This window comes from Clostridium sp. 1001271st1 H5 (assembly GCF_005845215.1).
GTDB lineage: Bacteria > Bacillota > Clostridia > Lachnospirales > Lachnospiraceae > Enterocloster.
Map to the genome: position 1 here is coordinate 161,355 of NZ_SPHO01000001.1, position 9,695 is coordinate 171,049.

Annotated in this window: 1 protein-coding gene; it reads left to right on the forward strand. The window is 52.7% G+C overall.

Annotated features, from left to right (window positions below; translation table 11 throughout):
* Window positions 1-168: 168 nt before the first annotated feature.
* Window positions 169-9,695, forward strand: a 9,527-nt coding sequence (locus FGS84_RS00655) for a DNRLRE domain-containing protein (protein WP_138305822.1), incomplete at its 3' end; no start/stop codon positions are given.

Genomic DNA, 9,695 nt, shown 5'->3' on the forward strand with positions numbered 1-9,695 from the left:
TTCCTGTATAAGCTTGTCCCCAATACCATATATAAAGAGTCTGTTTGGGAATCAATTCGTGCAAAAAACGGACAATTCGTGCACATTTGTTGATTATGAATAAAAATATATGTAAATTGGGAATGAGATAAGCGCTTATTTACAAAAAGATAAAAGGAGAAGAACACTGTGAGAAAAAGGCCCGGCAGTAAACGTATTTTAGGCAAAGCCATCAGTCTGCTATTGGCGGCCTCCTTATTGGCGCCAAGTACTGCGCCTTTGGTTGCATACGCAGCAGAGGCAATGAGCAACCGCCCCCGTCTGGTATCTTTTGAAAGGCCGGAGGCATTAAGCCTGTCAGAGGTTGGAATCAGCGGCAACAGCAGCGGTTCCAGAGACAGCGGAGGTTCAGCGAGTTCCGGCAGAGCAGGAGGTGCCGGAAACAATGGAGGTGCAGACAACGGCGGAAATTCCAATGACGCCGGTAACGGGGATGCAGGCAATTCCGGCAATGATGATACTGGCAGCAGCACCGGAGGCAGTACAGATACCGGAGGCGGCACGAATACCGGAGGCGGCACGAATACCGGAGGCAGTACGGATACCGGAGGCGGCACGGATACCGGAGGCGGCACGGATACCGGAGGCGGCACGGATACCGGAGGCAGCACGGATACCGGAGGCGGTACAGATACCGGAGGCGGCTCAGATACCGGAGGCAGTACAGATACCGGAGGCGGCGCAGATTCCGGGGGCGGTACAGATACAGGAGGTGGCTCAGATACCGGAGGCGGCGCAGACACCGGAGGCAGCGGGGAGGACAAAGACGCGTCCGGTGACGGAAAGGATAAGGATGATGGCACTGCCGCTAAACCGGGAGAAGGCGGAAAGGACGATGGATTAACGGATGCGGAAGAAGAAACAGACCCATCCGGGAGCGGCGGTGGTGCCGGAGGCGGAGGCAGCCATAGCGGCGGAAAGCCCGGAGAACTGCCGGATGGAAGCCTTGCGGAGGAGATAATTCCGGGAGAGACACTGCCAGAGGAGATACTGCCGGAGGAACTTCTTCCGGAGGAGGAGCTGGAACTTCCAGATGCGGACCTTGCCACTCCATCCGATGCAGAGAGGGAGCTGCGGGAGCCGGAGGACTTCTATGACATTGATTCAGAAATCAATGAGCCTGCGGGCGAGCTGGTCCAGTTCAATGAATATTACCGGACGTATCAGACCGGTGACGGGGAATTTACGACCATCATGGGAGGATACTCCGGACTGTATGAGGATGAGGACGGGAATCTGTGTGAGGTTGATAATAGCCTGACCGAATCCGAATCAGGCTTAAGCCTGTTTTCACTGTTTGATTCCTCCGCGGTCTATGAAAACACCGCAGGGGACCTGAAGGTCTATTTCCCTGAAAAGATGAAGCGCGGGGAAGGCATCACCCTGGAAAAGGACGGGGAATCCATGGAAATCATTCCGGAGGCAGGGTCCTTTAAGTACAGCACGGTATCCAATAATGCAATCCGGTACTGCGATGTATTTGAACATGTGGATGTCCAGTATACCATGCTTGGAAACATGGTCAAGGAGGACATCATACTGCTGGAAAAGACCAACCGGAATGAGTTCACCTATAAGATTAAGATACCCGGCCTGAAAGCATCCGAGACAGAGAACGGCATCATTATTTACAAGGATAAAAAGACTGAGCCCATATTTGCAGTCAATGCGCCTGTCATGGTGGATGCGGCCGGGGAGATGTCTACAGACATCAGCCTGAAGCTGGCCGGCGGGGAAAACGGACGTACAATCAGGGTGACGGCTGATAAGGACTGGCTGGAGGATGAGGAACGGGCCTATCCGGTACGGATTGACCCGGGGCAGTATGTACCGGCCAATGAATTCCTGCTCTGCATGGTTGCGGAGGGAACGCCGAAACAGCATTATCACTGGGACGGTCCCGCCTATGCAGGTTATGTGGACGGCTCAATGAAGAATGCACGTCTCTACATTGCCTTCAATGAGACAAACTGCCCCACACTCCTGTCATTCTTCCAACAGGCAGGTGCGCAGGTTACCAGCGCCAGCCTGGATTTGACAGCCATGACAAATAACAGTGACGGTGAGACGGTATTCCAGCTGGCTGTTCCCATTGCAGCCTCAGCCGCGGATGGATGGGATGCAAACCGCATAACCTGGAACACGAAGCCGCCGGTGGAAGAAAAGGATATATTCCAGACCGCCCCCGGCGTTGATGAGAAGCTGAGCTTTGATGTGACGGAAACGCTTAACAGCTGGCTTTCCTACCAGACCCTGCAGGTGGGATTTGCCATAAAAGCCCAGGTAGAGGGCCCAAACGACACAGGGAAGGGAATCATGCTGGCGGAGCGGTTTTATAACCGCGACAGCGAGGCCAAGGGACCAAGGCTGACCGTGGACTGGGACGGCGAACTGCCGGATGTGGACCTTGCGGGCATGGCCCTTGACCAGTCAACCGCCAAGGTAATCCCCTCCATTATCAATACAGATGCAATGGGGCGGTCCGCGACCGGTGTCATCATCCATGGTGTCACAAGGGGCGGGGCGGAAGTGGCATATGCGCTGATTGGCGGTGACGGTGAGACGGAACGCAAGACAGCAGCAGAGGGAAGTATTGTATATCCGGACTTCACGGAACAGGGGGCAGACCTGCCCAGCCATTACCCGCCTGTGAAATCATCCAACTGGGAGAGCAGCGGATATCCGGTGGAGGGACTGCTCCGCGATACCATTTACAATTTCGCTGTGACATTCACTGCTTCCGGTGAGGATAACGGGGACGGGGAAGATGGCGGAGACAGTCCGGACGAGACTTATGTTTATCCGGAGGATGAGGAGAACTCATTTCTGATTTACAAGGTGCAGCTTCATGACCTTGCACAGCGTATTGCAAAGCATTACGGCGTGAATCCCAACGTGCTAGCGAGGGATAACCGCCTGTATTTGGACCAGCTGACAGAGGCGGGTACATACCTGTTTGTCCGGAAACCGCAGACAGCGGACCCGTATACCCCGGAACCATTCACTGCCATGGAGATTTACCTTTTATGGGGACTGTTTCTTGGTCTTAACCCGGAGTGTTTCATGGGATTGGAACCGGTGAACATCAATTCCGGGAACTTCTACATGGGGCAGGAAGACATGCAGATGGAGGATTTGGGAGGAGCCTTCGGGCTGAACCGCAGTTATAACTCCCTGATACCTGACGGCCGTTCCGAATTTGGCCTGGGCTGGTCGTCAAATCTTGGCGAGAAGCTGACCCTCTTAGGGGACGGCAGGATTCTGTTCAAGCGTGAGGACGGGGCCTATGTCACCTTTAAAAAGGACGGGGATGTGTACCGGTCGGAAAACGGCCGGGACCTGGTTCTGGAACCCATGGATTCACTGGATATTGACTACGGTTCAAGGGAAGACGATGACAATGATGACGATGAGGACATGGACTATGGTACCGGACGCGCGTCCTTGGATTCCGAATACATATCCGCAGCCACACCATCCAATGCTTCACGGACAACCCCATTGCGGGATGATTATGAGGAACCGGAAGAACCCGGTGAGGGGGATGGAGAAGAGGAAGATGTTCCGGCACTTCCCGGCGTGGCCGGCTGGAAGATGACGGCCCTTGACGGCACGGTGCGTGTATTTGACGGCATGGGCTTCATTGAGTACAGGGAGGACATTAAGGGACACCGGACCACCTATGTCTATGACAGGGAATACAGTCTTCTTCAGGTCATATCCCCATCCGGAAACACCATGGACATTACCATGGATGATGAGTTCCGGATTACACAGATGGTGCAGCCGGACGGCGGGACCTGGACCTATGAATACGATGAAGCAGGGGACCTGGTATCTGTCACGAACCCGGCCGGCAATGAACGCCGGTACGAGTATGATGATGGCCACGGCATGACGGCCTGGTACGATGAAAACGGAAACTGTGTCACAAAGAATACATACGATGACAGTCACCGTGTGGTGGTCCAGGAGGATGCAAACGGGAACACGGCCACCCTGGAATACGCAGACGGCCATACGGTCATGACGGACAATAACGGCAACGTGACAACCGTATACTTTGATGACCTTGGAAGAACAATCAAGGTGGTGTACCCGGATGGTTCCGCAGAGGAAACCGCCTATGACAATGACGGACACTGTGCATCAAAAAAGGATGTAATGGGTAATGTGACCACCTACACCTATGATGCTGAAGGAAATGTCCTGACCGAGACAAGAGGGGATGGAAGCAGCCGTTCCTTTACCTACAATGAGAGAAACCAGATGCTTACGGCTGCCGACTATATGGGCAATACCACCCATTTCAGTTATGATGAGGCAGGAAATCTGACTGCACGGACCGATGGGGAAGGAAATACCACGTCCTATGGATATGACAGCCTGAACCGGCTGGAGAGCATTACGGATGCTAACGGAGGCACCACTGCGTTTGCCTATGAAGGCGACAGCTCCGCACCTGCATCCATGACAGATGGTGAGGGGAATACATCAACCTTCAGTTATGATGAAATGAACCGGATTCTTGCCACCACGGATGCAGAAGGCAATACCACCACTCATGAATATAACGCCAATGGATGGGAGACAGCCACCACGGCGGCTGACGGCGGAGTGACCCGGTATGAATTCAGCCCCGCAGGAGAAGTGCTGTCAATAACGGATGCCATGGACATCAGGACAGACTTTACTTATGACCGGATGCATAACATTCTGTCGGGAACGGATGCCCTGGGCAATACCCTTACCTATGCCTATGACGGTAACTACAACCGCATCACGGAAACGGATGCAAAGGGAAGTGTGACTACTTATGGCTATGATTCCAGGGACCGTCAGATAAAGGTCACGGATGCAATGGGGCATGAGAACAGCCTGGAACTGGATGCGGCCGGGCATATCCGTTCCGATAAGGACCGCAGGGGTTATGCAGCGGCCTACGAGTATGATACCGTGCTGGGGCTCCCGACCCTCATCACCAACCGCCAGGGCGCCAAGACCCATATTGCCTATGACCGGAATGGGAACGCGACCGGAATCACCTATGCAGATGGAGGCAAGGTGGCTTATGCGTATGACAGGGCAGGGCGTGTACGCACAGTAACCGCGCAGAACGGACTTGTAACGGAACTGAGTTATGACGGCAATGGAAATATCGTCCGTATCAAGGATGATGACAGCCGCATTTACAAATATGACTATGACCACAACAACCGTCTGGTACGTGCAGAAGACCCATTAGGGGGAATCACGGTTTATGCTTATGATGGGACTGGAAACCGGATATCGGAAACCAATGCAAAAGGGCATACAACCACCTATGCTTATGATGCAGCGGGGCGGCTGAAGGAGATGACCGATGCCCTGGGAGGAGTGGTATCCCATGAATATGACCTGAACGGAAATCTTTTGAAGGAAACAGATGCCAATGGCCACAGCACGGATTACCATTACGATGTGCTGGGGCAGCTCCTGGCCCAGGCAGATGCAGCCGGGTACGTGACAGCAGTCGAGCATGACGCCCTGGGGGATGTCATTAAGATAACGGATGCGCTTAAGGGAGAGACTGCATATGAAAAGGATGCCCTCAGAAGAACCAGCAAGATAACAGACGCCATGGGAGGTGAATACCTCTATGAGATGGATGAGGAAGGCAATGTCACTAAGATTACCATGCCTGACGGGGATGCCCTCATCATGGGTTATGATGCCGGCGGGCGCCTCCGGAGGCTGCGCGATGAAGCCGGGCTCCTGACCATTTACCAGTATGATGCCATGGACCGTGTCATTTCCGCATCGGACAATGCCGGAAATAAGATGACCTATGAGTATGATACAAGCGGAAACCTGATAAAACAGACAGATACCATTGGCAGGGAGGCAGTCTATGAATACGACAGGTATAACCGCCTCATCGGCGTAACTGCCCCGGACGGAGGGACCACGAAGTACAGATATGATTCCCTGGACCGTCTGATTGGCGTAACCCAGCCCGATGGAACCGTCACTGCTTACGCTTATGATAAGGTGGGCAATCTTGTGGAAACCATGGAACCGGGGGAGGCAGCATACCATTATGCGTATGATGCCATCAACCGCCTGACGGAAAAGGCGGACCCGCTGGAAGCTTCCACCACATTTTTATACGATGCCAAGGGCAACCTGCTCTCCAGCACGGATGCTGAAGGAAACCAGACAGCGTATGCCTACGATGCCATTGACCGTCTGGTACAGTTTACAGACGGACGCGGAAACAATACGGCCTATGAGTACGATGAGCTCTCCAGACTCCTGGCTTATACCACACCGGAGGGGAGCAGGGAGGAATACCGCTACGACCCATTGGGAAGGATGACCAAGAAAAAGGATGCCATCGGCCTAATCACAGAGTACCAGTATGATGTGATGGGCAACCTGACCATGGAAGTATCGCCTAAGGGCGCAATGACATCCTATGAGTACGATAAGCACGATGAGCTTACGGCGGTTAAGGACCCCAGGGGCAATGTGACCAGCTATGAAGTGGATTTGAACCGCCAGGTCACCAAACTCACCCAGAAGAACGGCGGGGAATACACCTATGAGTACGATGCAGTACACCGTCTGACTTCCATACAGACGCCGCTGGGGTATGTGAGGGAGTTTACCTATGATAAGGCGGACAATATCATCCGTGAGACCGACAGCATGAACCGGACCAGCACATATACATATGATATCATGCACCGCATGACCAAAGCCGTGAATGCCAGGGGCGGCGCGGAAACCTATGAGTATGACATCCGGGGCAACTTAAGCGGTAAGACCAATGCCATGGGATATAAGTACACCTATGGATATGACCTGGCTGACCAGCTGAAGGAAAGCGTGGACCCGGAAGGAAAGGCCACCAGGTTTACCTACGATTTAGTGGGCAACCTTACGGCCATGACGAAACCGGGAGCCCGCACCACCAATTACTATTACGATGAGAATTACAACATGACGTCCCTGTCAGACCCCAAGGGATATGTATACAGCAGGGAATATGATAAGGACAACCGGCAGACGGGAACCATTGACCCGCTGAAACAGACGGAGAAACTTACCTATGACCCGGGCAGCCGCCTGACAGCCCTCCGGGACAAAATGGGCCTGACCACATCATTGCAGTATGACGGACATGGAAACATCATCAAAAAGACTGCCACGGATGGAGCCATTACCAGCTACACCTATGACATCCTGGATAACATGACCAAGGTGACAGACCCAATGAATTACAGCACCAGCTATGGATATGATGTGATGGGGAATCTGACCAGCATGACAAACCCGCTGCTTCATACCACCAAGTATACCTATGACCTGGAAGGCAACCTGACGTCGCTGACCTCGTCCATGGGCAGAAAAGAAAGCTATGCCTATGATGCGGCGGGCCGGCAAATCAGCAGGATGACCCCGAAGGGAGATACCATCCGTTATGACTATGACGTGCTGAACGGACTGGCGGACAAGGCATATGAGGATGCACAGGGAAAGGGGACGGACCGCCCGGTACAGATGGGATACAATGCCATGGGGCAGCGCATATCCATGGAGGATATCACCGGAGAGAGCAGCTATGTCTACGATTCGCTGGGACGCCTCAAGGCAGCGGTCAATGGCTCCGGGAAGACCGTGGAATACGTCTATGACGGGTCCGACAACCTGAAGGCAATCCTGTACCCGGATGGGAAGGACGTCCAGTATGAGTATGACAAGAACGACAACATAACCGTAATCAGGGACCGCGACGGCAGGAAAATCCTTTTCAGCTACGACCCGCTGAACCGACTGGTCCGGGTAGAGCGTCCGGAAGGGACCGTGACCACCATTGCCTACAATGCCTATAACCAGGTGACGGAGCTGGAGAACCAGTGTGTATGCGGATTCCTTATATCGGACTACAAGTATACCTATGATAACGCGGGCCTGATATCCGGCGAGACAGCAAAGGAGTGCCTGTTTACATCCGAAAAGGATTACGGACACAAGGGCGGAGCCAGGGATGAATGCTATCATGAGAAGGATAATCCATGGCAGAACCAGAATCCGCAGTGGGAAACCACCCAGCGGACCTTTACCTATGATGCGGACGGCCAGTTGACAGAATGCAGGGAGAGCAAGAGCCAGTTTGACAAGGTGACCTATACCTATAAGTATGACCAGGCCGGAAACTGTATCCTTGCTAAGAAACAGAAGCTGAACAGCTATCTGGAATCCTGGCAGAACACATACGCCTATAACGCGGATAACCAGATGACCGAGGCAACCATATGCGAGGGCAACCTGACGAAGAAGTATACCTTCACCTATGACGCCAATGGAAACATGACGGCGGAGTGTTACCGAAATCAGGCGGAAGTCCGTTACCAGTACGATACGGAGAACCGGCTGACGGCAGTCTATGACCCTCAAAAGCTGCTGGTTGCCATGGCCTATGACGGAGACGGGAACCGGGCGTTCCAGCTCAACTACAATCCGGCAGCCGTATGCGGATACGGAAAGAATGTAAGCGGCGAGGTATTCATTCCGGAGCACAATCAGAATGAGGACGGAAGCCTGACCGCAGAAGGGGAGCTGTACAGCTATATCTGCTCCAAGACCGGACGAGCCTATGATTTGACGGAATATGTGAACGACATCAACCGGACGTATACGGAAACCCTGACCGCCTATACCGTTAACAGCGGTGCAAGGGAATCCTATACCTATGCGGGAAACCGCAGGGTGTCCAGGAACAGTTACTGGATAGAGGCCCGCAGTGTGGTATGCGACCAGATGCATTATTATCTGAATGACGGGCGCGGAAGCGTAACAGGCCAGACCTGGTATAACGGCATGGTGACCCATGTGTACCAGTACGACCCGTATGGGCAGGTAACCTTGGGAAGTACGGAACGTGTAGATTTCTATGGTTATAATGCTGAGAGTTACAATCCGAACACCGGACTTGAATATCTGAGGGCCAGATATTATAATGCAAGCAAAGGAAGGTTTTTCCAGGAAGATACGTACCTTGGTAATCTAACAGACCCATTGACCTTAAACCGGTATGCATATGTAAAAAACAGTCCGCTGAATTATATTGACCCTAGCGGCCATTGGGGGTCCAGCTATGCGGCCTCTTACCAGGGAGATTCAGAGGATTATAATCCTATACCATCGTATGCGGCATCGCATGATAGCTATGGAAAAGGAATGCCGGAAGTAAAAAGCAGTGGATTTTCATCTGCGTTAGAAGAAGCAATGGATAATGCAGCGGAAATCGGCAAAGCGGCGAAGAAGTACTGCGATAGCTATGTAGCAGGGGTGCGAGTAGCTGTCTATGTAAAGGAAGCTGAACTAGAGAATATATTAATCATAGTCTTTTCATCCAAAGAACCAATTTCTGATGCGGAGATGAATGCCCTCATAAATGAAATCTTGGACGAAGTCAAAGATTTTGATTATGCAGCATTTAGGGATGGAATGATAGATGGAGAACTGCTACATTACCGGGCGTGTTTATATATGGCCAATTGTGTGGACAATATGATGGGCAGCATGTTTGCAGGAAGCGGAACATATGTGGCCACGGCAGTTACCCCCGATGGATACCTGATAGAGGTAGAGGTTGTAGGAGAGCTCGT